The organism is Amycolatopsis tucumanensis (genome assembly GCF_021654135.1).
GTDB lineage: Bacteria > Actinomycetota > Actinomycetes > Mycobacteriales > Pseudonocardiaceae > Amycolatopsis_E > Amycolatopsis_E tucumanensis.
In genome coordinates this window covers 303,832-325,589 of sequence record NZ_JAKGSD010000001.1, presented here as the reverse complement: position 1 = coordinate 325,589, position 21,758 = coordinate 303,832, and the positions used below count along the sequence as shown (strand labels likewise).

The following is a 21,758-nucleotide window of genomic DNA, read 5'->3' as shown; positions in this document are numbered from 1 at the left end:
GTACTGGTTGGTGGAGGGCCCGGCGCGCGCCGGGCCCTTCGTCATGTCCGGGGTGGTGGACCGGCGGCCGCCTGCAGCGGCGGCTCGCCCTCCGTGGAGCCGCGCGTGGCGGGCCGAGCTCGGCGAGATGCCGCCGGGTCGTGCCCGCTGAACCGCTTCCGGCGCGCCGCGCCCCTCTCACGCCGGGGTTGTGGACCTGCAGCCGCCGGGGCGACAGCGGGACTTGCCCTCCTTCACGCCGGGGGCCTGCCGAGCGGACCTCGCTGGGCGCGCCTCGCGCCGTGACCTTCCGTCATCCGACCCTGCTGGACCGGAAGCCCCGCCGACCGGCCGGGGGTGCTTCGCGGGCGGAGCCGGGCGTGGCCCTCAGCGAGGGCGGCAGCCTCGTGCGCGGCCGGGGTTCTCGTCGGGCCGGGCCACATTCATGCCGGGGGCAGGGGCGGCCTGCCGAGCCGGTCGATGGTCTGGCGCGCGGGGCGCGGCACGCGCCAGTCGAGGCGGGTGCCTGCGCTGCGTTCGAGCTTGGCGAGCACCTGCCGCGCGGCGGCGAAGGCGGCTTCCTGCTCCGCGGGGGTGGCCGCGCCCTCGGCGAGTTCGAGCAGTTTGATGCCCTGGTTGATCAGCGCCCGCTCGTCGGTGGTGAACCGGGAGGCGCGCAGCTTGTCGGCCGCCTCGCAGGCCGCTGTCCAGGCCTTTTCGGCGGTTTCGGTGGCCTCCACGTACTTGCGGGCCAGGTCGGTGGGCGGGTAGGTCTCGGTGTGCAGGGCCATCGCCTCGTGGAAGGCGTCGATGAACCGGCTGGTCGAGGGCACCGCCGGGTCGGCCAGCGCGGGCCGGCGCAGCACCTGCTTGGGGTCGGACTCGTAGTCGCCGTACTCCCCCGCGATCCGGGCGTACCGCTCGCGCGCGGCGTCCCACAGCACGCGCAGCGACGCGGCCGCGTCGGGGGCGTCGATGGACCGTCCGGGTGGACGGGCGGGTGCGGGGTGGGCGCGGGTCTGCCAGCGGTGGTGCATCGCGGCGCGCGAGTAGGAGGCGGCCAGCACCCAGATCAGCACCATGATGGGCCAGATGAACGCTCCCAGGTCTTGGTAGGGCATCGGCAGCTCCCTCACCACGGCGGCGCCCCGGCGCGAGCGCCCTGACTCCATGATGCGCCTGGTTTCGTGAGCGGTCCGTGTAGTGCGGTGGAATGCGCCACATCCGCCGCGCGCCCGCGCCTGGCACAATCCGGGGCACTTGCACGACGACGAGTGGGGAGCAGTGCCGATGGGGCCGCTGGCGGGGATCAAGGTGCTGGAACTGGCGGGCATCGGCCCTGGACCGCACGCGGCGATGGTCCTCGCCGACCTGGGCGCGGACGTGGTGCGCGTCGAGCGGCCATCGGGTGGCCTGCAGGTGCTGCCGCCGGAGGCGCGGGACCACGTGCTGCGCGGCCGCCGCTCGATCGCCGCCGATCTGAAGACCCCCGAGGGCAAGCGGCTGGTGGAGCAGCTGGTCGAGAAGGCGGACGTGCTGCTGGAGGGTTTCCGGCCGGGCGTGGCCGAGCGGCTCGGTGTCGGCCCGCAGGACTGCTTCGCCCGCAACCCGCGCCTGGTCTACGGCCGGATGACCGGCTGGGGCCAGGACGGCCCGATGGCGAAGCGGGCCGGGCACGACATCAACTACATCTCCCTGACCGGCGCGCTGCACGCGGTCCGCGACACCGGCGGCAAGCCGATCCCGGCGCTGAACCTGGTCGGCGACTTCGGCGGCGGCTCGATGTTCCTGGTCACCGGGGTGCTGGCGGCCCTGGTGGAGCGCGCCAGTTCCGGTCGGGGCCAGGTGGTGGACGCGGCGATGGTCGACGGCGCGAGCGTGCTGCTGCAGATGGTGTGGGCGCTGCGGGCGCAGGGCGCGTGGGCCGACGAGCCGGGCACGAACCTGCTGGACACCGGCTGCCCGTTCTACGACACCTACCGGTGCGCCGACGGCGGGTACATCGCGGTGGGGGCGCTGGAGTCGCAGTTCTACGCCGAGCTGCTCAAGGGCCTCGGCCTGGACGGTGAGGACCTGCCCGCGCAGGGCGACCGCTCCGGGTGGCTGAAGCTGCGGGAGCGGTTCACCGAGGTCATCGCCTCCCGCACCCGCGACGAGTGGACGGCGGTGTTCGCCGAGACGGACGCGTGTGTGACACCGGTGCTGTCCTTCGCCGAGGCGGCGGAGAACGAGCACCTGAGCGCGCGCGGCTCCGTGCGGGACATCAACGGCGCGACCCAGGCCGCGCCCGCGCCGCGGTTCTCCCGGACGCCCAGCGGCGAGCCGTCGGCGCCGCCCACGCCGGGCGCGGACACCGAAGCCGTGATCCGCGACTGGGGTCTTCAGGCCTGAGCGGGCCGGGGCAGGCCGACCTGGTCCGGCACCACGCGGACCAGGTCGCGTAGCCAGGTCTCCACGTCGTCGGGCCACCACCGGCCCGACGGCAGCCGGGAGAGCGCTTCCCGCACCGCGGACGCCGTCGGCGCGGCCGGGACGACCCGGCTGGGCGCGGCGCCCGCGAGCACGCCCAGCCACCAGTGCTTCCCCGTGGGCGGCAGGGATTCCGGGTCGAGCACGACGTAGTAGTCGGGCAGCAGCGTGACGCCGCGGCGGAGGTCGGCGACCGCGCTTTCGATCGCGACCTCCAGTGCGCCGGCGGGAGCCTGCCGGTCGAAGAACCCGGCCCACGCCTGCGCGACCCCGGCGAGCGGGTCCCGGTCGTGCACCACGTACGCGGCGTGCGACACCAGGGCGGCCGCGTCCGCCGACGCCGCCACGTGCACGTTGGCCAGCCCGTCGAGCCCGGCCATGACCTTGTCCGCGCCTGCCCCGGCGAGCACGACGACGGTGCTGTTCGGCCTTGCCATGCAACCCAACCTACCGACGGAAGTCGTAGGCCGAACAGAGGTCTGGACCTGTCCCGGAAGTGTGGGCTAGGTTACAGCAGGGCCCTTAAGTTGCCCACGGCAACAAATCCGATGCGTCAAGGAGGACCACGGATGAGACCCCGATCTGTTCGCCGGAAAACCCTCTTCGCCGCGCTCGCCGCCACCGTCGCGCTCGTCTCCGGCGCGACCACGGTGTCGGCGGCGCCCGTCCAGCACCGCCCCGCCTACCTCGACGCGGGCAAACCGGTCCCGGTGCGGGTGGCCGACCTGCTGTCCCGCATGAGCCTGGACGACAAGCTCGGCCAGATGACCCAGGCCGAGCGCGGCGCCATCACCGACCCCGCCGACATCGCGACCCACCGGCTCGGGTCGCTGCTGTCTGGCGGCGGCTCGGTGCCCACGCCGAACACCGCCCAGTCCTGGGCCGACATGTACGACGGGTTCCAGCGCGCCGCGCTGACCTCTCCCCTGCGCATCCCGATCATCTACGGCGTGGACGCGGTGCACGGCCACAACAACGTCTACGGCGCGACGATCTTCCCGCACAACATCGGACTGGGCGCGACCCGCGACCCGAAGCTGGTGGGCCGCATCGGCGACGCCGTGGCCGAAGAGGTGTCGGGCACCGGCGTGGACTGGGACTTCGCGCCGTGCCTGTGCGTGGCCCGCAACGACCGCTGGGGCCGCACCTACGAGTCCTTCGGCGAGACCCCGGAACTGGCCTCGTCGATGACCACGATCATCGACGGCCTGCAGGGCAGGTCGTTGTCCGACAAGGGATCGGTCCTGGCCACGGCCAAGCACTACGTCGGCGACGGCGGCACGACCGGTGGTGTGGACCAGGGCGACACCGAGCTCACCGAGCAGCAGTTGCGGGCCATCCACCTGGCGCCGTTCCGCGCCGCGGTCCAGCGCGGGGTCGGGTCGGTGATGATCTCCTTCAGCAGCTGGAACGGCGTGAAGATGCACGCCAACCGCTACCTGATCACCGATGTGCTGAAGGGCGAGCTGGGCTTCTCCGGGTTCGTCGTGTCCGACTGGCAGGGCATCGACAAGATCGACGGCCAGGAGGGCTTCACCGCCGAGGAGGTCCGGGCCTCGATCAACGCGGGCGTGGACATGGTGATGGTGCCCTACGACTACGTGAAGTTCATCGACACGCTGCGGGCCGAGGTGCAGGCGGGCCGGGTGCCGATGAGCCGCATCGACGACGCCAACCGCCGCATCCTGACCAAGAAGTTCCAGCTCGGGCTGTTCGAGCGGCCCTTCACCGACCGGCGCTACACCTCGACCGTGGGCAGCGCCGGACACCGGGCGCTGGCGCGGCAGGCGGTGCGCGAGTCGCAGGTGCTGCTCAAGAACGACGGCGGCGTGCTGCCGCTCGGCAAGAACGGGCAGAAGATCTTCGTAGCGGGCAAGAACGCCGACGACATCGGCAACCAGAGCGGCGGCTGGACGATCACCTGGCAGGGCTCGAGCGGGCCGATCACGCCGGGAACCACGATCCTGCAAGGGATCCGCGACAAGGCGCGTTCCAGCGCGGTCACCTACAACCGGGACGGCGTCGGCATCGACGGCAGCTACGACGTCGCGGTCGCGGTGGTCGGCGAGACGCCGTACGCGGAGTTCATGGGCGACCGGCCGGCGGGCATGGGTCTGGACGCGGAGGACCTGGCGACCCTGCAGCGGCTCAAGGATTCCGGGGTGCCGGTGGTGGTCGTGCTGGTGTCCGGCCGTCCGCTGGACATCGCCGCGGAACTGCCCGGCTGGGACGCGCTGCTGGCGTCGTGGCTGCCGGGCACCGAAGGCGGCGGCGTCGCCGACGTGCTGTTCGGCGACTACAACCCGACCGGGAAGCTGCCGGTGACGTGGATGCGCAGCGCCGCGCAGCAGCCGATCAACGTCGGCGACGGGCAGGACCCGCTGTTCCCCTACGGGTACGGGCTGCGCTACCGCCGGGGCTGACCGGTTCCGCCACGATTCCTGAAACCTATTTTCCACTGCTGGAAACCCTTCCCTTGGCGAATGGCCGGTCCTAGGCTCCTGCCATTCGTCAAGGGAAGGACCAGCGCGAAATGGCCTGCACCGACCGGGGCCGCCCGGTCATCGCCGGAGAGGCGCGCTAACCGCCGTGGACATCCCCCGGCTACGGGCGAGCTGGACCACCGTCGCCGAGCGCGGTGACGAGGTCCCGCTCTGGTTCTACGCCACGCTGTTCCTGCTCCGCCCGTCACTGCGGGACCTGTTCCCGGTGTCGCTCGCGTCGCAGCGAAAGCGCTTCGTCTTCGGGCTCGGGCAGATCGTCACCCACGTGGACGACCTTGACGCCGCGGTCCCCTACCTGCGCGGGCTGGGCCGGGCGCACCGCGAGGCCGGGGTGCGCCCGGAGCACTACCCGCTGGTCGGGCAGGCGCTGCTGGCCACGCTCGAGCACTTCCTCGGCGAGCGGTGGACGCCGGAGCTGGCCGCGGACTGGACCAGCGCCTACGCGGTCGTCGCCGAGGTGATGACCAACGCCGAGGTGCGCGGCCGGGGACGGCAGACCGTGCTGCTCCCGCCGCCGGACACCGGAACCGGTCCGCAGCACGGGCTGACCGCGGACCGCGTGCGGGCCCGCCCGTTCCGGCGCGCGCCCTGGCACCGGCGGGGTTTCGACCGCGGCGACGTGCACGACTTCCAGCGGCGGCTGGCCGACGAGCTGGCCACCCGCGACCGCGAGGCGGCGCGCCTGCGCGCGGAGGTCGCGCGGCTGCGGGCCCGCGACGCGTCCGACGGCGTGCCGACGGTGGACGAGCAGGCGGTCGCGTTGCTGACGCGGGCGCAGCTGCTGGCCGAGGAGATCCTGACGAGCGCCGAGACCCGGCGACGGCGGCTGGCCGCGCAGGCGCACCGCCAGGCCGAAGCCGCCGCGCACGCCGCCGGCGAGGCCTACCGGGCGGCGATGGGCTCGCGGTGCACGGTGCAGGGCGAGGAGATGGAGCGTCGCCTGGCGTGGACGCGCACCTACAGCCACGCGCTCGGCATGCCGCTGCGGGTCGCCGAGGCCGCGTTCCGCATGCGGGAAACCGGCTGATCCTGGACAGGAGACAGCGTCGGAACGCCAAGGCGCGACGCCCGACGCGACACGAGTGCGGCCAGGCCGGGGTCCGTTGAGTGGCAGAGCGACCAGCGAAGAACCGCCTGGCGGTGGCCGTGCGCTCAGGATGCCGCTGCGGGCCGCGAAGCCGCCTTCCGCGTGCGGAAACCCGGCTGATCCTCGCGCGCCGCAACATCGGGCGCGCTGCCCGGCGCAACGCGGTCGCAGCGCCACAGCGGAGTCCGTTGAGCGGCGTGCGGAGCACCGCCTAGCGGTGGCCACGCGCTCGGCATGCCGCTGCGGGTCGCCGAGGCCGCGTTCCGCATGCGGGAAACCGGCTGATCCCGGGAAGAGCACGCGGGGATCCGGTCGATCCTGGCGCGCCGGAACCATGGGCGCGGCGCGGTCGCGGCACCTGGGCAGGGCTCGTCGAGTGGCGAAGCGTTCTGCGGAGCAAGGATCAGCGGCGGCCGGCGCGGCTGCCCTGGTAGGCGGGCTCCCGCAGGCGGGACAGCCACTCCGGGTAGAGCCGCGCGCCGGGTGGGCTGTGCAGCATCGGGTCGAAGCTGGGGCGCTCGCCGTCGCCGAGGGGGGTGTCCAGTGCGATCCGCGCGACCGGGGTGGCCGGGCCGGTGAGCTTCGCCGCCGAGCAGGTGACCGTCACCGCGTCCACGTTGTCGAGCGCGGCGCCGTCCGGGCCGTCCACCTCGGCGAGGATCCACCGCAGCCCGGCGGCCACCCGGTAGGGCACGAGACTGCTGAACATCGTCCGCCGCCACCCCGTCGCCGGCCTCAGCAGCACCCGCGCGCTCGCGCTGGCCAGGGTCAGGTCCCACGGCCCGTCGTCGGTCGGGATGCGCAGCGCCAGCCCGAGGATGTCGGGCATCCCGCCGGGCAGACCGGCCCCTTTGGACAGTCGCGCCACCACCGGCCCGCTGGGTGGCAGCGGCAGCTCGCCGGGGGTCAGGGTCTCCAGGGTGCCGCGCAGCAGGACACCGCGCGGGTGGAACACGCGCGCGTGCCGCAGCCGGGCCAGCGCGCCGAACACGGGTCGCACGACGGGAGGTGCCATACCGGGCGGCTACCCAGCCGCGCGCGAATCATCCGCCCCGCGGTGGGTAGCCGTACCGGACACCGACCGGAAGGGCCGTTGATGTTCCCCGCCGACTCGCTCACCTTCATCGGCACCGCCACCACCCTGGTGCGGCTGGGGCCGTTCACGGTGCTGACCGACCCGAACTTCCTGCACCGCGGCCAGTGGTCCCACTTCGGGCAGGGCCTGGTGTCCCGGCGCCGCACCGAACCGGCCGCGCAGGTCGCCGACCTGCCCCCGCTGGACGGTGTCGTGCTGTCCCACCTCCACGGCGACCACTTCGACCGGGTCGCCCGCCGGGACCTGCCCGCCGACGTGCCGATCCTGACCACCGAGCACGCCGCCCGCAGGCTGGCCAAACGCGGCTTCCAGGCCACTGTCGCCCTGCCCACCTGGGGCGGCGACACCTTCCGCGACGGCGACGCCCAGCTCACCGTCACCGCCGTCCCCGCACGCCACTCGCGCGGCCCGCTGAACCGGATCCTGCCGCCGGTCATGGGCAGCATCTGGGAGTACACCCCGCACCCCGGCGCGGCCACGCTGCGGATCTACGTCAGCGGCGACACGATCATCCACGACGAGCTGACCGGGATCCGCCGCCGCTACCCCGAAATCGACCTGGCCGTGCTGCACCTGGGCGGCACCCGCGTCCTCGGCGTGCTGGTCACCATGGACGACCGGCAGGGCGGCCGGATGCTGGAGCTGATGAACCCCACCCACGTGGTGCCGGTGCACTTCGACGACTACGGCAAGTTCACCTCGCCGGTGTCGAACTTCCTCGCCGAGGCCGCGCGCCGCCACCCGGCCACCGACGTGCGACTGCTCGCCCGCGGCGAGTCCTTCTCGCTGGCGAACCTGCTCAGCGCCCGCTCACCCGGTTGATCGCGTCCCGCTGCGGCTCCACCACGTACCGCGGGTCCTTCGTGGACTCCACACCGGCCTCGAACACCCCGAACCGCTGCAACGCGCTGCCGGCCAGCAGCGCCAGCCCGGACACCACCTGCACGGCCCGGCTGCGCCGCCCGGCCAGCGCACCGGCCGCGCCGCCCAGCGTCAGGTACTCCGACCACTTCCGCAGCCGGTGCGCCTTGCCGGTGGTGTAGGCCTGCGAAACCAGCCCGAGGCGCTGGTCGACCACCTTCGACGCCACCAGCTCCGCCGCCGCGCCGAGCACCGCCAGCCGTCGCGCCGGCCCCGCCTCGGCGACCGGCGCCCACACCATGCCCCACCCGGCGCCGCTGGCCGCGGCCGACCCGGTGAACACGAACGGCAGCTGCCGGTGCGCCGCATGCCAGGCGGGCACCGCGGTCTGCGACAACAGCACCGCCGTGTACGAGGCCACCCCGGGCGCGATCGCCGCCGCCGACAACCCCGCAGGCCGTGCCAGCCGGCCCAGCAGACGGCCGGGCCATGTGCCCCGCCACCGCCGCGGCACCAGCTCCGCCGCCCCGGCCACCCCCGCGCCCGGCCCGTAGGCGACCAGGATCCAGGTGCCCACGCTCATCGGCGAACTGGGCTTGGCCACCCGCAGCATGTGCAGGAACCGCTCCGGCCGCCCCAGATCAGCCACCAGCAGGTACATGCTCGCCACCAGCGCGCCCAGCGCCCCGGCGCGGCTCGCCCGCCGCAGCACCGGACGGCCGGTCAGGTCCGCCCCCGCGCCGAGCATCGCCGACCCGGCCGACAACCCGCCGGTGAACAGGTAGGCCGGGATCTTCCACTCCCACACCGGCGGCTTGAGCACCGGCCGCCCGTAGTAGGACCGGAACTCGGCCTTGGGCACCGCGACCTGCTCCTTCATCCCCTGCCCCGTCCGAAGAACACCGACACCGCGGCGGCCGCCAGCGCGGACGCGGCCATGCCGGCGAACTTCCACATCGACCCCGCGTCCCGCGTCGGCACCACCGGATCCGGCGGCAGACCGTACACCTCGGGCTCGTCCAGCAACAGGAAGAACGCGCCGTCGCCACCCACACCGTCGTCCGGGCTCTCCCCGTACAGCCGCGCCTCGGTCACCCCGGCCTCGTGCAGCGCGTCCACCCGCCGGGCCGCGCGCTCCCGCAGCTCGTCCAGCTGCCCGAACTGGATCGAATCGGTCGGGCACGCCTTCGCGCACGCCGGCTCCAGCCCGTCCCGCAACCGGTCGTAGCACAGCGTGCACTTCCACGCCCTGCCGTCGTCCTCGCGCCGGTCGATCACCCCGTACGGGCAGCCGGACACGCAGTAGCCGCACCCGTTGCAGATGTCCGGCTGCACCACCACCGAACCGAACTCGGTGCGGAACAGCGCCCCGGTCGGGCACACGTCCAGGCACCCGGCGTGCGTGCAGTGCTTGCACACGTCCGAGCTCATCAGCCACCGGAAATCCGTGCGGGCCTCCGCGCCGCTGCCCGCCCCGGGCAGGTCGAACGAGGGCAGCCCCAGGTCCACCGGCTCCGGCGACACCGCACCCGGCCGCTCCTGCTCCACGAACGCCACGTGCCGCCACGAGTTCGCGCCCAGCATCCCGGTGTTGTCGAACGACATGCCCAGCAGGTCGAACCCGTCGTCGGGCACCCCGTTCCACTCCTTGCACGCCACCTCGCAGGCCTTGCAGCCGATGCACACCGAGGTGTCGGTGAAGAACCCCATCCGCGGCGGGTGCCCGGAATAGCCGGCATCGCCCGCCACGTCGTCCAGCGGGCCGTAGAAGCTGTTGCTCATGACCGCTCCTCCGTGTGGGCGCTGTCCGGACGCGCCGTGGCGATCCGCGTCCCGGTCTCCACGGTGATCCCCGCCCGCGTGCGGTACTCCTCCAGGTAGGCCAGCAGCGCCGGGCCGCGCGGACGCCGCCCCGGCCGGATGTCGCAGGTGGCCACCTTGCTCTCCTGGATGAACACGTTCGGATCCACCACCACGCCCAGCAGGTCGTTGACCACGTCGCCGTCCACCAGCCCGGTGTGCCCCCAGTGGTAGGGCATCCAGATCTGGTGCACCACCCGGTCCTCGATCCGCAGCGGCCGCATCCGCTCGGTCACGAACACCCGCGCTTCCACCGCCGCCCGGCTCGTCACCACGTGCGCCCAGTCCAGGTGCGCCAGCCCGCGCTCGGCCGCCAGCTCCGGCGAGACCTCCACGAACAACGCCGGCTGCAACTCCGCCAGGTACGGCAGCTGACGGCTCATCCCGCCCGCGGTGTGGTGCTCGGTCAGCCGCGCCGCGGTGAACACGAACGGGAACACCTCACCGTGCGCCTCCGGCGGCGACGGGTTCGACGGGTTGTCCACCCGCCCGTACACCTTGCGCGCCGGGTTGCCCTGCTGCCCGTACAGCGGGTTGCGCACCGGCGACTCGTGCGGCTCGTAGTGCGTGGGCAGCGGCCCGTCCAGCACCCCGTTCGGCGCGAACAGCCACGCCTTGCCGTCGGCCTGCATGATGAACGGGTCGTCCCCGTGCAGCGCGTCCGGACCCGACGCGCCCGGCTCCGGCCGGAAGTCCGGCGGCTTCGTCTTCTCGAAGTCCGGCACGTCGTGCCCGGTCCACTCGCCCTTGTCCGCGTCCCACCACACGAGCTTCTTGCGCTCGCTCCACGGCCGGCCCTGCGGGTCCGCCGAGGCCCGGTTGTAGAGCACCCGCCGGTTCAGCGGCCACGTCCAGCCCCACTCCGACTCATACGGGCCCTGCTCGTCGTGCGGCTTGCGGCGCGCCGCCTGGTTCACCTCATCGGCGTACACGCCGCTGTAGATCCAGCACCCGCACGCCGTGCTGCCGTCGGCCTTGAGCTCCAGGTAGCCGTTCAGCGCGCGATCAGTGGTCAGGTCGACGCCGTTGATCCGCCGCAGCACGTCCTCGCCGGAGGGCTCGTCGCCGTGCTCCATCCGGTAGTCCCACCACAGCTCCCGCAGCGGCCGGTCCCGCTCGTCGGCCGAGGTCGCCAGCTTCTCCTTCAGGAGCCGGCCGAGGTGGTAGAAGAACCACAGCTCGCTGCGCTGGTCGCCCCTCGGCTCGACCGCCTTGTCCCGCCACTGCAGCATCCGCTGCGTCTGGGTGAACGTGCCGGACTTCTCCACGTGCGAGGCCGCCGGGAAGAAGAACACCTCGGTGCGGCACTGCTCCGGCACGATCTCCCCGGTCTCCACCTCCGGCGAGTCCTTCCAGAACGTGGCGCTCTCGATCATCGCCAGGTCCCGCACCACCAGCCAGTCCAGGTTCGCCATGCCCAGCCGCTGCAACCGCCCGTGCGCCGACCCCACCGCCGGGTTCTGCCCCAGCAGGAAGTACCCGAACACCTTCCCGTCGATCATGTCCATGACCGTGCGGTAGGTGCCGTGGTCGCCGTTGATCCGCGGCAGGTAGTCGAAGCACCAGTCGTTGTCCGCCGTGGCGTGGTCGCCCCAGTACTCCTTCAGCAGCGACACCAGGTAGGCGTCGGCGTTGCGCCAGAACCCCTTCTGCCGGTCACCCCGCACCAGGTGCAGGTAGTCGTCGATGCTCTCGTGCGAGGTGTCCGGCATCGGCAGGTACCCGGGCAGCAGGTTGAACAACGTCGGGATGTCCGTCGACCCCTGGATCGAGGCGTGCCCGCGCAACGCGAACACCCCGCCACCCGGACGGCCGATGTTGCCCAGCAGCAACTGGATGATCGACCCCGCCCGGATGTACTGCGCGCCCATCGAATGCTGCGTCCAGCCCACGCTGTACACCAGCGCCGCGGTCCGCTCCCGCCCCGAATTCTCCGTCCAGGCCCGGCACACCTCTTCGAACACCTCGGCAGGGACGCCGCAGGTCCGCTCCACCATCTCCGGCGTGTACCGCGCGAAGTGCCGCTTGAGCACCTGGAACACGCACCGCGGGTGCTCCAGCGTCGGATCCGCGGCGATGTCGTCCGCCCCGCCCTCCAGCGGCGGCCCGCCCGAACCGTGCTGGTAGGGCGAGGACTGCTCCTTCGACCGGCTGCCCCGGCCCTCGCGCGGCCGTGCGCTCTCGTAGTGCCAGCTCGCCGGATCGTAGGACCCCGTCTCCGGGTCGTACCCGCTGAACAGCCCGTCCAGGTCCTCGGTGTCCCGGAAGTCCTCCCGCACCAGGAACGACGCGTTCGTGTACGCCCGCACGTACTCCCGGAACTCCAGCCCGTTGGACAGGATGTGGTTGATCACCCCGCCCAGGAACGCGATGTCCGAGCCCGCCCGCAACGGCACGTGCCGGTCGGCCAGCGCGCTCGTCCGCGTGAACCGCGGGTCGATGTGGAACACCTTCGCGCCACGCGCCTTGGCCTCCACCACCCACTGGAACCCGACCGGATGGGCCTCGGCCATGTTCGAGCCCATGATGATCACGCAGTCGGAGTTGACGAGGTCCTGCTGGTAGTCCGTCGCGCCACCGCGACCGAAGGAGGCTCCCAGACCGGGAACCGTGGCGGAGTGTCAAATACGGGCCTGGTTCTCGATCTGGATCGCACCCAGCGCCGTGAACAACTTCTTGATCAGGAAGTTCTCTTCGTTGTCCAGCGTCGCGCCGCCCAGGCTCGCCAGCCCCATCGTCCGCCGCAACGGGTTGCCGTGCTCGTCGGTGTCCTGCCAGCCCCGCCGCCGCGCGTCCAAAACCCGCTCGGCCACCATCTCCATCGCCGACGGCAGGTCCAGCTCCTGCCACTCCGTCGCGTACGGCGCGCGGTAGAGCACCTTCTCCTGCCGCTGCGGGCCGGTCACCAGCTGCTTGCTCGCCGACCCCTTCGGGCACAACCGGCCCCGCGAGATCGGCGAATCCGGGTTGCCCTCGATCTGCACGACGCGCTCGCCGGAGACGTACACCTTCTGCGCGCACCCCACCGCGCAGTACGGGCACACCGAGTGCACCACCCGGTCCGCGGACGCGGTGCGCGGCATCAGGGAGTGCGACCGGGCGGACTGCGCCGCGCTGCCCCGGCCCAGCCGGTCGGCGCCGGTCAGCTGCCGGTAGACCGGCCACGACCGCAACCAGTCACCCACGCCCATCGCTCACCTCCCGGCACGTCCCGCTTTCCCGCCCGCCGGGCGGGACAAACCCACGCGATCAATCTTCGTGCGTCGCGCGCCCCGCGTCCAGCCGGGAGTGGTACCGCTCGTGCGCCTCGCGCACCAGGTCCTCGGAGATCCACGCGATCGGCTCCACGTCCACCAGCAGCGGCTCGTTGTCCGGCCCGAAGTCGACCTCCTTGCCGGTCAGCACCCACGGCCGCGCCCCCTCCGCCTGCTGGTGCGCGTACTGCACGATCCGCCGCGCCAGCCAGTCCTCCACCGGCAACGACCACCAGCCCGGCGCGTTCAACGGGTTCACCGACACCCCGGGCATCTCCAGCCCGCTCTCGTGATCGGTGCTCGGGTGCTCCGCGTCGGCCTCCGGACCGGGCGAGTACCGCACGTAGACGACCGCACCGGGGATCAGCAGCTCCGCCAGATCCGCCAGCCGGCGCAGGGTGGGCAACGAGTCTTCGACCGCCATGCCGCACACATGCCCCGCCACGGCCCCGCTTAACCGTGCACCGTGTACCGCGTCACCGCCTCGGCCGGGCGGCGCCGCGTCGCCGGCGCCGCGAACCCGTACCCGAACCGCAGCACCACCTGCGGATTCCCGGGCGCCGACACCAGCCGCGCCACCGCCGCCCGCAACGCCGGGATCTCCACCGGCTGCGACAGGAACGACACGCTCACCCCCGCCGTCGTCGCCCGCAGCAGCACCCGCTGCAACGCCTGCCCCGCCCGCAACTGGGCCAGCCGCGTGTCGGTGTACGACGACAACACCGCCACCATCGGCTTGCGGTCGAACGGCCACTCCGGACCCGCCCCGGCCGCCGACGCCGGCACCCCGTCGTCCCGCGCCCCGTCCGACGCCGTCCACTGCCGCAGCTCGTCCTGGAACGCCAGGTCCTCCCGCTGCAGCCGCTCGGCCTCCCGCAGCAGCACCCCCAGCTCGTCCAGCTGCCCGGACCGCCCCACGACCGCCAGGTGCGCGCCCTCCTCGGTCGCCGCACGCACGAGCGCCTGCCGCACCCACACCGGCACCTCCCGCGCCGTGAACGCCCGCCGGTTGCTCCGCCGGTAGGCGATCGCCCGCGCCAGCGCCACGTCGTCGGGCGTCGGGGTCACCCGCCCCCGCGCCCACACCGTCGCCAGGTGCTCCGGCACGTCCCGCCGCGGCAGCAGGTGCACCACCGGGGTCCGGCCCGCGGCGCGCAAGGCCAGCCGCACGTTCAGCACCGCCGCGCCGCACGCCAGTCGCGCCTCCCGGCCATCCGGGTCGGCTACCTTCAGAATCCGGTCCGGGTCGAGGAACACCCCGATCCGGTCACCGTCCACCTCGAACCGCCACGGCTGGCTGTTGTGCGGCGACGGCGCGCGGACCGCCGCGTCGAGTGCGACCCGCACCGGGTCCTGGGCGAACGACATCTGGGCTCCCTGCCGCGAAGGGTCCAGGATCGCTCCACTCTTCACCGCCGCGCGGCTCCCCCACGAGGGCACGGTGTCCTCACCGATGAGGCCTTTGTGCCCTATCGGCGGTGAAACTCGCCCCGCGCCACCTCGCCTTTTGACTGGTGTTCTCCCAGGTGACATGCGAGTCTGGCTGCTATGCCCGGGACCGACGACTCCGACGAGGCCCCACCCTTGTCCGGGTTACGGGAAACGTTGTCCCAGTTGCGATTGCGGGAACTGCTCCGGGAAGTGCAGGACCGCATCGAGCAGCTGGTGCAGTCGCGCGACCAGATGGACGGCCTGCTCGAGGCGATGCTCGCCGTCGCGGGCGGTCTCGAACTCGACGCCACCCTGCGCCGCATCGTGCACGCCGCCATCAACCTCGTCGACTGCCGCTACGGCGCCCTCGGCGTGCTCAACCAGGACCGCGAAGGCCTCGCCGAATTCGTCTACGAGGGCATCGACGAAGCCACCCGCCGCGAGATCGGCGACCTGCCCACCGGCCACGGCCTGCTCGGACTGCTGATCCAGCAACCGAAACCGATCCGGCTGGACGATCTTTCCCAGCACGTCGCGTCCTCCGGGTTCCCCGCGCACCACCCGCCGATGAAGACCTTCCTCGGCGTCCCGGTGCGCGTGCGCAACGAGGTGTTCGGCAACCTCTACCTCACCGAAAAGAGCAACGGCCAGCCGTTCACCGAGGACGACGAGGTCGTCGTGCAGGCGCTGGCCGCCGCGGCCGGCATCGCCGTGGAGAACGCCCGCCTCTACGAAGAAGCCCAGCTGCGGCAACGCTGGCAGGAAGCCACCAGCGAGATCCGCGCCGAACTGCTCGCCGCCGCCGACCCCACCGACGTCCTCTACCTGATCGCCAACCGCGCCCTCGCCCTCGCCGGCGCCGACTACGCCTTCATCGCCCAGCCCGACGACCCCGACCTCCCGCCCGCCGACGTCACCCACCTGACGGTCACCGTCTCGGCGGGCCTGGACTCCGACCCGCTCATCGGCCGCGAGATTCCGATCGAGGGCTCCAGCTGCGGCGCCGCCTACACCGACGCCCAGCCGCGCCGCGTGGAGAACCTCGCCTACGACCTCACCCACGAGTTCGGGCCCGCGCTGGTCCTGCCGCTGCGCGCGTCCCGCGACTACGTCTCCGGCGTGCTGGTCACCCTGCGCAAGGCGGGCCAGGACCCGTTCGACGGCACCCAGCTCCCGCTCGCCGCCGCGTTCGCCGACCAGGCCGCGCTCGCCCTGCAACTGGCCGAGGACCAGCGCTCCATCAACGAGCTCAAGGTGGTCTCCGACCGCGACCGCATCGCCCGCGACCTGCACGACCACGTCATCCAGCGGCTCTTCGCCCACGGGCTGGCCCTGCAGAGCACCCACATGCGCTCCCGCAACCCGGAGATCCAGCGGCGGCTGGCCGACATGATCGACGACGTGCAGAGCATCGTCGCGGAAATCCGCACCGCGATCTTCGACCTGCACGGCGGCCTGCAGGGCACCACCCAGCTGCGCAAGCGGCTCAACGAGATCATCGCCGAGGTCACCGGCGACACCGGCCTGCGCACCACGGTGCGGATGTCCGGCCCGATCGGCGTCGTCGGCAGCGACCTGGCCGAACACGCCGAGGCGGTGCTCCGGGAGGCGTTGTCCAACGCGGTCCGCCACGCCCGCGCGACCACCCTGACGATCACCGTCTCCGTCGACGACGACCTCGTCATCGACGTCGTCGACAACGGCACCGGCATCCCCGGCAAGGTCGCCCGCAGCGGCCTGCACAACCTCGCCGAACGCGCCACCCAGGCCGGCGGCACGTGCTCGGTGACCGCGCTGGACGGCGGCGGCACCCGGCTGACCTGGTCCGCTCCGGTGACTTAACCGGCGAAGTAGTGCCCCTCCTCGAGATCCGCCATGAGGGCGGGGTGCACCGGCTCCCAGCCGAGCAGGCGGCGGGTGTCCACGTCGGACAACGGGTTGTCGATGCTCATCAGCGGCGCGAAAGGCCCGAAGCGACCAGCGGCCTGCTCGGCCGGGACGCTGCGCACCGGGACCCCCAGGTGGCGGCCGATCACCTCGGCGATGTCCCGCACCCGCACGCCCTCCTCCGCCGCTGCGATCAGCTGCGCTCCCGCGGGCGCCTGCTCCACCGCCAGCCGGTAGAGGCGGGCCAGGTCCAGCGTGTGCACCGCGGGCCAGCGGTTCGCGCCGTCGCCCAGGTAACACGAGACACCGCTCGCCCGCGCGATCCTGATCAGCGTCGGCACGAAACCGCTCCGGTCCCGCGTGCTGTGCACCACCTGTGGCACCGCCACGAGCACAGCGCGGACCCCCTGCCCGGCCAGCCCGGCGATCAGCCGCCCGGTCGCGAGCCGCGGGTTCGCCGCGAGAACCTCGTCCGCCACGGCCGGCATCCCGATCCCGACGAGGGCCTTGCCCGTGCCCGCCAGCGCCTCGCCGAACGCCCGCGCCGCGGCCAGGTCGGCCGCCGCCGCCGCGGACCAGTCCCCGGCCAGCGCCGCGGCGTTGTCGAAGGCCAGGTGGACGACCGCGTCCGCGCCGGCCGCGGCCGCACGCAGCCCGTCGGTGTCCGCCAGATCGCCCAAGCGCACCTCGGCGCCGAGCGCCTTCACCGCGGCGGCCGAGGACTCCGAACGGGCCAGGCCCACGACCTCGTGCCCGGCCTGGAGCAGTTCGGTGACGACGGCGGAACCGATGTGACCGCCGGCACCCGTGACGAAAACCCGCATGCGGAGCCTCCCGCTGAAAGTGATGTGACTGAGTACCGTCACTGTAGCGGAAGTGACGGTACTCAGTCACATCACCTAGGCTGTGCGCATGGGCCGCTGGGAACCGAACGCGCGCATGCGCCTGGTGCGCGCCGCCATCGACCTGTTCGCCGAGCAGGGCTACGACAAGACCACCGTGGCGCAGATCGCCGAACGCGCCGGCCTCACCAAGACCACGTTCTTCCGCCACTTCCCCGACAAGCGCGAAGTGCTCTTCGCCGGACAAGAAGTGCACGCCCGGCTCCTCGCCGACGGCATCGCCGGCGCACCCGCCGGCGCCACCCCGCTGCAAGCCGTCGCCGCCGCCCTCGACGCCGTCACCGCCACCTTCGTGCCGGAACAACGCGAGTTCGGCCCCCGCCTGCACGACGTCATCGCCGCCCACAAGGAACTGCGGGAACGCGAGGTGTTCAAACGCGCCGGTCTCGGCGCGGCGATGACGGAAGCGCTCACCGCGCGCGGCGTGCCGGACCCCGCCGCGAGCCTCGCCGCCGACCTCGGCGTCCGCGCCTTCACCCGCGCGTTCGAGCGGTGGATCGAACCCGCCAACGACCAGCCGTTCCCCGAGCTCGCCCGCCAGGCCCTCGACGAACTCCGCACCGCGGTCGCCACCCTCGCCTGAACCCGCGCCCACGGGCGCGCCAGGGTCCTTCGGCCCTTACCGGCCGCCCCTGGCTCGGCGAGGCTGGGATCATGCACGCCTGGCGAGTGTTCCGGCCCGGGCCTCCGGGCACCCGCAAGTTCGAACTCCGCAACGAACCGGTGCCCGACGTCGGTGACGGCGAACTGCTGCTGCGCGTGCTCGCGTGCGGGGTGTGCCGCACCGATCTGCACGTCGTCGAGGGGGACCTGCCGGTGCACCGCACCGGGGTGGTGCCCGGGCACGAGGTCGTCGGCGAGGTCGCGGCCCTCGGCCCGCACGTCACCGGCTTCGCGGTCGGCGACCGGGTGGGCGCGGCCTGGCTGCGCGGCACCTGCGGGGAATGCGCTTACTGCCGCCGCGGCGCGGAGAACCTCTGCCCGCGCTCCCGTTACACCGGCTGGGACGCCGACGGCGGCTACGCCCGCTTCACCACCGTCCCCGCCGCCTACGCCCACCGGCTCCCCAGCGGCTACTCGGTCACCGAGCTCGCCCCGCTGCTGTGCGCCGGCATCATCGGCTACCGCGCGCTGCGCCGGGCCGACCTGCCCCACCACGGGCGCCTCGGCGTCTACGGCTTCGGCGCCAGCGCCCACCTGGCGGCCCAGGTCGCCCTCGCCGAGGGCGCCACCGTGCACGTCCTGACCCGCAGCGCCCAGGCTCGGCAACTCGCCCTCGACCTGGGCGCGGCCTCCGCGGGCGACGCCGCCGACCCGCCGCCGGAACCGCTCGACGCGGCGATCCTGTTCGCCCCGGCCGGCGAACTCGTCCCGCCCGCGCTGGCGGCGCTGGACCGCGGCGGCACCCTCGCGATCGCCGGGATCCACCTGACCGACGTCCCGTCCCTGAACTACCAGCACCACCTGTTCCAGGAACGCACCCTGCGCAGCGTCACCGCCAACACCCGCCGCGACGCGCGGGAGTTCCTGGACTTCGCCGGCGAGCACCACCTGCGGATCGTCACCACCGCCTACAGCCTCGACCAGGCCGACCAGGCGCTCGCCGACCTGGCGGCCGACCGGGTCGCCGGCGCGGCGGTGCTGGTCCCTTGACGTCCGTCAGGTGACCTTGGTCCCCTGGGATCGGGGACCTAAGCCGTGTCGCGACGGACCGGGCTTCCGTAGCCTGGGAGGGTTCCGTGTGGCGAAGGGATGGCGGAATGATCAAGGTCTTCCTCGTCGACGACCACGAGGTCGTGCGCCGCGGTGTCGCCGACCTGCTCGAGGCGGATCCGGCCTTGACGGTGGTCGGCGAAGCGTCCACCGCCGCGCAGGCGCTGTCCCGGATTCTGGCGCTGCGGCCGGACGTGGCGGTGCTGGACGTCCGCCTGCCCGACGGCAACGGCATCGAGCTGTGCCGCGAGCTGCGTTCCCGGCTGCCCGAGCTGAACGTGCTGATCCTGACCTCCTACACCGACGAGGAGGCGATGCTCAACGCGATCCTGGCCGGTGCCGGCGGGTACGTCATCAAGGACATCCAGGGGCTGCAGCTCATTTCGGCGGTGCGCGAGGTCGGCAGTGGACGATCGCTGCTGGACACCCGCGCGGCCGCGACCCTGATGGCGAAGCTGCGCGCGGACGCCGTCGAGACCGGCCCGTTCGCCGCGCTGAGCGACCGCGAGCGGACGCTGCTCGGCCTCATCGGCGAAGGCCTGACCAACCGCCAGATCGCCGAGCGGATGTTCCTCGCGGAGAAGACCGTGAAGAACTACGTCTCGCGCCTGCTGACCAAGCTGGGGCTGGAACGGCGGACCCAGGCCGCCGTCCTCGCGACTAAGCTGCGGGAGGGCAGGCGGGTGACGGGTGAAGAATGAATTCGCGGAAAAGCCGCGCCGTATAGGACGTTATACACCCTTGTGCTGTTCCCGGCGCTCCCGCTCCTCGCGCTCCCGGTAGGCCTCCTCGGCGAAGTACCGCCGCATCGCCGACTCCGCCATCTCCTCCGTCGTGTGCCGGCCCCTCCGGGACGCCGCGGTCACCCGCGCCTCCCGCGCCGCCTTCCGGCTCTCCAGGTCGTTCATCGTCCACTCCTTCCCTGGCCGAGCGTCTCCCACTCGCGCGCCCACGCCGCCGCGCGGACCCGGTCGAGCGCGAGGTGCACCGCCAGCACGACGAGCGTGAGCACCAGCACCACGCCGAGCCACCCGAGCAGGCCGACGCTGAGCGCGATGGTCAGCGCGTTGAACGCCGACAGCGGCGGCGGCACCGGCTCCCCCGCCCCGTCGACCCAGATCGGCAGCCGCGCGCCCTGGTCCGTGCCCGCCGGGACGCTGACCGGGCCGCTGCGCTCGGTCCCGTCCGGCAGCCGCCACAGCGCGGGCACCTCCGCCACCTGCACCGCGGGCCCGCCGGCCACGAAGGACCCGGCGTCGGCCAGCACCACGGCCGTCACCTGGGTCCGGTCGGCCTGCTGCGCCCGCGCCAGCTCGGCGTGGCGGACGTACACCTCCGACACGAGGACCCCCGCCACCGGCACGGCGACCACCGCCAGCAGGATCGCCGTCACCAGCAGGCGCGCCTCCCAGCGGTCCCACGGGCGCACCAGCGGCCCGCCCGGGTGGATCAGGCGCCAGAACCGGGCGGGCCACGACTCGGGTGCGGGCGTCACCGGCCTGCCCCCGCCCGCACCGCCCCGGTTCCGCCGCACATGTCCCGAGTCCTTCCACCACCCGGCTCAAGCGTGACGTCCGCGCGGCCGGAGGTGAAGGGCCGTTGGTCCCTTGGACGCGGAACCGGCGGCGCGCGGGCAGACTGGGGTGGATGCGCGACACCGGCACCGCTCCCCCGCTGACCCGCCGCACGGCCGTCCTCGGCGCCGTCGCGGTGCTGGCCGCGGCCACGACACTGGCCAACCGCGTGCTGCCCGGGTGGGCCTACCCCCTGTGCGGGGCGGTGACGGCGGGTGTCCTCATCGGACTCGCGCGCCTGTCCGGCCGCGGGTTCGCCGAGCTCGGTCTGTCCCGGCGGCAGTGGCGCCGTTCGGCGGCCACCGGTGGCGTCGCGTGCCTGGTCGTCGCGGCCGGCTTCGGCGTCGCCCTCGCCGTGCCGGCGCTGCGGCCGCTGTTCCAGGACGGCCGCGTCGGGCAGCACCCGCCCGCCGAGCTGGTGTGGCTCGCGCTGGTGCGGATCCCGCTCGGCACCGTGCTCGTGGAAGAGGTCGCGTTCCGCGGGGTGCTGCCCGCCTTGCTGGGCGGCGGCGAACGCTGGCGGTGGCGGCCCGTCCTCGGCGCATCCGCGTTGTTCGGGCTGTGGCACCTGCTGCCGTCGCTGGCGTTGCGCCGCAACGCGGGCGTCGACGCGGCCGTCGGCGCCCTGCCCCTGCCGGTCCTGTCGGCGCTGGCGATGCTCGGCGCCGCGGTGGCCGGTGTCGCGCTCTGCGCGCTCCGCTACGCCGGGCGCGGGGTGCTGGCCCCCGCGCTGGTGCACCTGGCGCTCAACTCGGGCGGGCTCGTGCTCGCGTGGTTCGCAGGCCGCGCCGGTTAGGGACTTCCGGCCCTTGGGCGGCGACCACGACGACGAGGACAGTGGGGCCAGTCGAACTAGGAGCGTTCATGCGGCACCCCGGCCAGTGGAAGATGGACATCGGACTGGACGAGATCGGGGGTGTGACGCGCGCGGAAGTCCGGCTCGGCGGCACCGACGGCACCCGGTTCACCGGCATCGGCCTCGTCGAGAACGGCCCGCGCGGGCTGCACCTGCCCGGCATCGCGGCGGAGCTGGCCCTCGCGCGGGCCCTGAGCGACCTCACCGAGGAGCTGCTCGAGGCGGTCGCCTCCGACATCGACACGCAGTTCACCTTCCCCGGGCCGCGCGTCAACTAGCGCTGTC

The 21,758-nt window shown here is 73.2% G+C and carries 21 protein-coding genes; 10 read left to right on the top strand and 11 right to left on the bottom strand.

The genetic code is table 11. From position 1 onward, the window contains the following. Positions 1 to 422: 422 nt before the first annotated feature. A complete protein-coding gene (locus tag L2C96_RS01665) occupies positions 423 to 1,100 on the bottom strand; it encodes a hypothetical protein (protein ID WP_157358525.1) in 678 nt (225 codons plus the stop codon). A 169-nt stretch (positions 1,101 to 1,269) separates the two neighbouring features. Between L2C96_RS01665 and L2C96_RS01660 the strand changes: the two genes are divergently transcribed. Continuing rightward, positions 1,270 to 2,370, top strand: coding sequence for a CaiB/BaiF CoA transferase family protein (locus L2C96_RS01660; protein WP_237335122.1), 1,101 nt, complete (start codon positions 1,270 to 1,272; stop codon positions 2,368 to 2,370). Here L2C96_RS01660 and L2C96_RS01655 read toward each other — a convergent pair. Continuing rightward, positions 2,361 to 2,885: a hypothetical protein gene (locus L2C96_RS01655; RefSeq protein WP_237334825.1), complete on the bottom strand. Its 525-nt coding sequence runs from the start codon at positions 2,883 to 2,885 to the stop codon at positions 2,361 to 2,363. The genes L2C96_RS01660 and L2C96_RS01655 overlap by 10 nt on opposite strands. Before the next feature lie 132 nt (positions 2,886 to 3,017). Between L2C96_RS01655 and L2C96_RS01650 the strand changes: the two genes are divergently transcribed. Both L2C96_RS01650 and L2C96_RS01645 read left to right on the top strand, forming a co-directional pair. Continuing rightward, a complete protein-coding gene (locus tag L2C96_RS01650) occupies positions 3,018 to 4,871 on the top strand; it encodes a glycoside hydrolase family 3 protein (protein ID WP_237334824.1) in 1,854 nt (617 codons plus the stop codon). 166 nt (positions 4,872 to 5,037) lie between these two features. Continuing rightward, on the top strand, positions 5,038 to 5,979 hold the full coding sequence (locus tag L2C96_RS01645) for a globin domain-containing protein (RefSeq protein WP_237334823.1): 942 nt from the start codon (positions 5,038 to 5,040) through the stop codon (positions 5,977 to 5,979). Positions 5,980 to 6,442: 463 nt separating this feature from the next. Here the strand turns inward: L2C96_RS01645 and L2C96_RS01640 are convergent, their stop codons facing one another. Beyond that, positions 6,443 to 7,054, bottom strand: coding sequence for a hypothetical protein (locus L2C96_RS01640; protein WP_237334822.1), 612 nt, complete (start codon positions 7,052 to 7,054; stop codon positions 6,443 to 6,445). 81 nt (positions 7,055 to 7,135) lie between these two features. Between L2C96_RS01640 and L2C96_RS01635 the strand changes: the two genes are divergently transcribed. Next, on the top strand, positions 7,136 to 7,957 hold the full coding sequence (locus L2C96_RS01635; RefSeq protein ID WP_020417983.1) for an MBL fold metallo-hydrolase: 822 nt from the start codon (positions 7,136 to 7,138) through the stop codon (positions 7,955 to 7,957). Here L2C96_RS01635 and nrfD read toward each other — a convergent pair. From nrfD to L2C96_RS01610, 5 genes are read right to left on the bottom strand one after another with little or no spacing between them, the layout of a single operon-like run. Continuing rightward, positions 7,935 to 8,876 carry an NrfD/PsrC family molybdoenzyme membrane anchor subunit gene (gene nrfD / locus L2C96_RS01630; protein WP_237334821.1) on the bottom strand — a complete coding sequence of 314 codons (942 nt, stop codon included), beginning with the start codon at positions 8,874 to 8,876 and terminating at the stop codon, positions 7,935 to 7,937. The genes L2C96_RS01635 and nrfD overlap by 23 nt on opposite strands. Continuing rightward, on the bottom strand, positions 8,873 to 9,778 hold the full coding sequence (locus tag L2C96_RS01625; RefSeq protein ID WP_237334820.1) for a 4Fe-4S dicluster domain-containing protein: 906 nt from the start codon (positions 9,776 to 9,778) through the stop codon (positions 8,873 to 8,875). Before L2C96_RS01625 ends, nrfD begins: the two co-directional genes overlap by 4 nt. After that, entirely contained in the window at positions 9,775 to 13,047 is a 3,273-nt protein-coding gene (gene fdh, locus L2C96_RS01620; protein ID WP_237334819.1) for a formate dehydrogenase, read from the bottom strand. Before fdh ends, L2C96_RS01625 begins: the two co-directional genes overlap by 4 nt. Positions 13,048 to 13,105: 58 nt before the next feature. Next, positions 13,106 to 13,534, bottom strand: coding sequence for a DUF6098 family protein (locus L2C96_RS01615; RefSeq protein WP_020417988.1), 429 nt, complete (start codon positions 13,532 to 13,534; stop codon positions 13,106 to 13,108). Positions 13,535 to 13,563: 29 nt separating this feature from the next. Further along, positions 13,564 to 14,478, bottom strand: coding sequence for a nitroreductase family protein (locus tag L2C96_RS01610; protein WP_237334818.1), 915 nt, complete (start codon positions 14,476 to 14,478; stop codon positions 13,564 to 13,566). Positions 14,479 to 14,658: 180 nt separating this feature from the next. Between L2C96_RS01610 and L2C96_RS01605 the strand changes: the two genes are divergently transcribed. Beyond that, the gene (locus L2C96_RS01605; RefSeq protein WP_193354349.1) at positions 14,659 to 16,383 is read left to right on the top strand and encodes a GAF domain-containing sensor histidine kinase; all 1,725 of its coding nucleotides are present in this window, start codon (positions 14,659 to 14,661) and stop codon (positions 16,381 to 16,383) included. On the opposite strand, the gene L2C96_RS01600 is transcribed toward L2C96_RS01605, so the two are convergent. Further along, a complete protein-coding gene (locus L2C96_RS01600) occupies positions 16,380 to 17,252 on the bottom strand; it encodes an NAD-dependent epimerase/dehydratase family protein (protein ID WP_237334817.1) in 873 nt (290 codons plus the stop codon). The two genes, L2C96_RS01605 and L2C96_RS01600, sit on opposite strands and share 4 nt — an antisense overlap. 88 nt (positions 17,253 to 17,340) lie before the next feature. On the opposite strand from L2C96_RS01600, the gene L2C96_RS01595 reads away from it, so the two are divergent. The 3 genes from L2C96_RS01595 (at position 17,341) to L2C96_RS01585 (ending at position 19,744) form a co-directional block, all read left to right on the top strand. Continuing rightward, the gene (locus L2C96_RS01595; protein ID WP_237334816.1) at positions 17,341 to 17,913 is read left to right on the top strand and encodes a TetR/AcrR family transcriptional regulator; all 573 of its coding nucleotides are present in this window, start codon (positions 17,341 to 17,343) and stop codon (positions 17,911 to 17,913) included. A gap of 71 nt (positions 17,914 to 17,984) precedes the next feature. Next, positions 17,985 to 18,983 carry a zinc-binding alcohol dehydrogenase family protein gene (locus L2C96_RS01590; RefSeq protein ID WP_237334815.1) on the top strand — a complete coding sequence of 333 codons (999 nt, stop codon included), beginning with the start codon at positions 17,985 to 17,987 and terminating at the stop codon, positions 18,981 to 18,983. Positions 18,984 to 19,090: 107 nt separating this feature from the next. After that, positions 19,091 to 19,744: a response regulator gene (locus L2C96_RS01585; protein WP_237334814.1), complete on the top strand. Its 654-nt coding sequence runs from the start codon at positions 19,091 to 19,093 to the stop codon at positions 19,742 to 19,744. 30 nt (positions 19,745 to 19,774) lie between these two features. Here L2C96_RS01585 and L2C96_RS01580 read toward each other — a convergent pair whose 3' ends face one another. Both L2C96_RS01580 and L2C96_RS01575 read right to left on the bottom strand, forming a co-directional pair. Continuing rightward, positions 19,775 to 19,951 (bottom strand): hypothetical protein, encoded by a 177-nt coding sequence (locus L2C96_RS01580; RefSeq protein WP_020417995.1) that lies wholly within the window; start codon positions 19,949 to 19,951, stop codon positions 19,775 to 19,777. Continuing rightward, on the bottom strand, positions 19,948 to 20,538 hold the full coding sequence (locus tag L2C96_RS01575) for an Rv1733c family protein (protein ID WP_020417996.1): 591 nt from the start codon (positions 20,536 to 20,538) through the stop codon (positions 19,948 to 19,950). Before L2C96_RS01575 ends, L2C96_RS01580 begins: the two co-directional genes overlap by 4 nt. Positions 20,539 to 20,690: 152 nt before the next feature. Between L2C96_RS01575 and L2C96_RS01570 the strand changes: the two genes are divergently transcribed. Continuing rightward, entirely contained in the window at positions 20,691 to 21,413 is a 723-nt protein-coding gene (locus tag L2C96_RS01570) for a CPBP family intramembrane glutamic endopeptidase (RefSeq protein WP_237334813.1), read from the top strand. 68 nt (positions 21,414 to 21,481) lie between these two features. Next, the gene (locus L2C96_RS01565; protein ID WP_020417998.1) at positions 21,482 to 21,751 is read left to right on the top strand and encodes a dsRBD fold-containing protein; all 270 of its coding nucleotides are present in this window, start codon (positions 21,482 to 21,484) and stop codon (positions 21,749 to 21,751) included. Positions 21,752 to 21,758 lie beyond the last annotated feature (7 nt).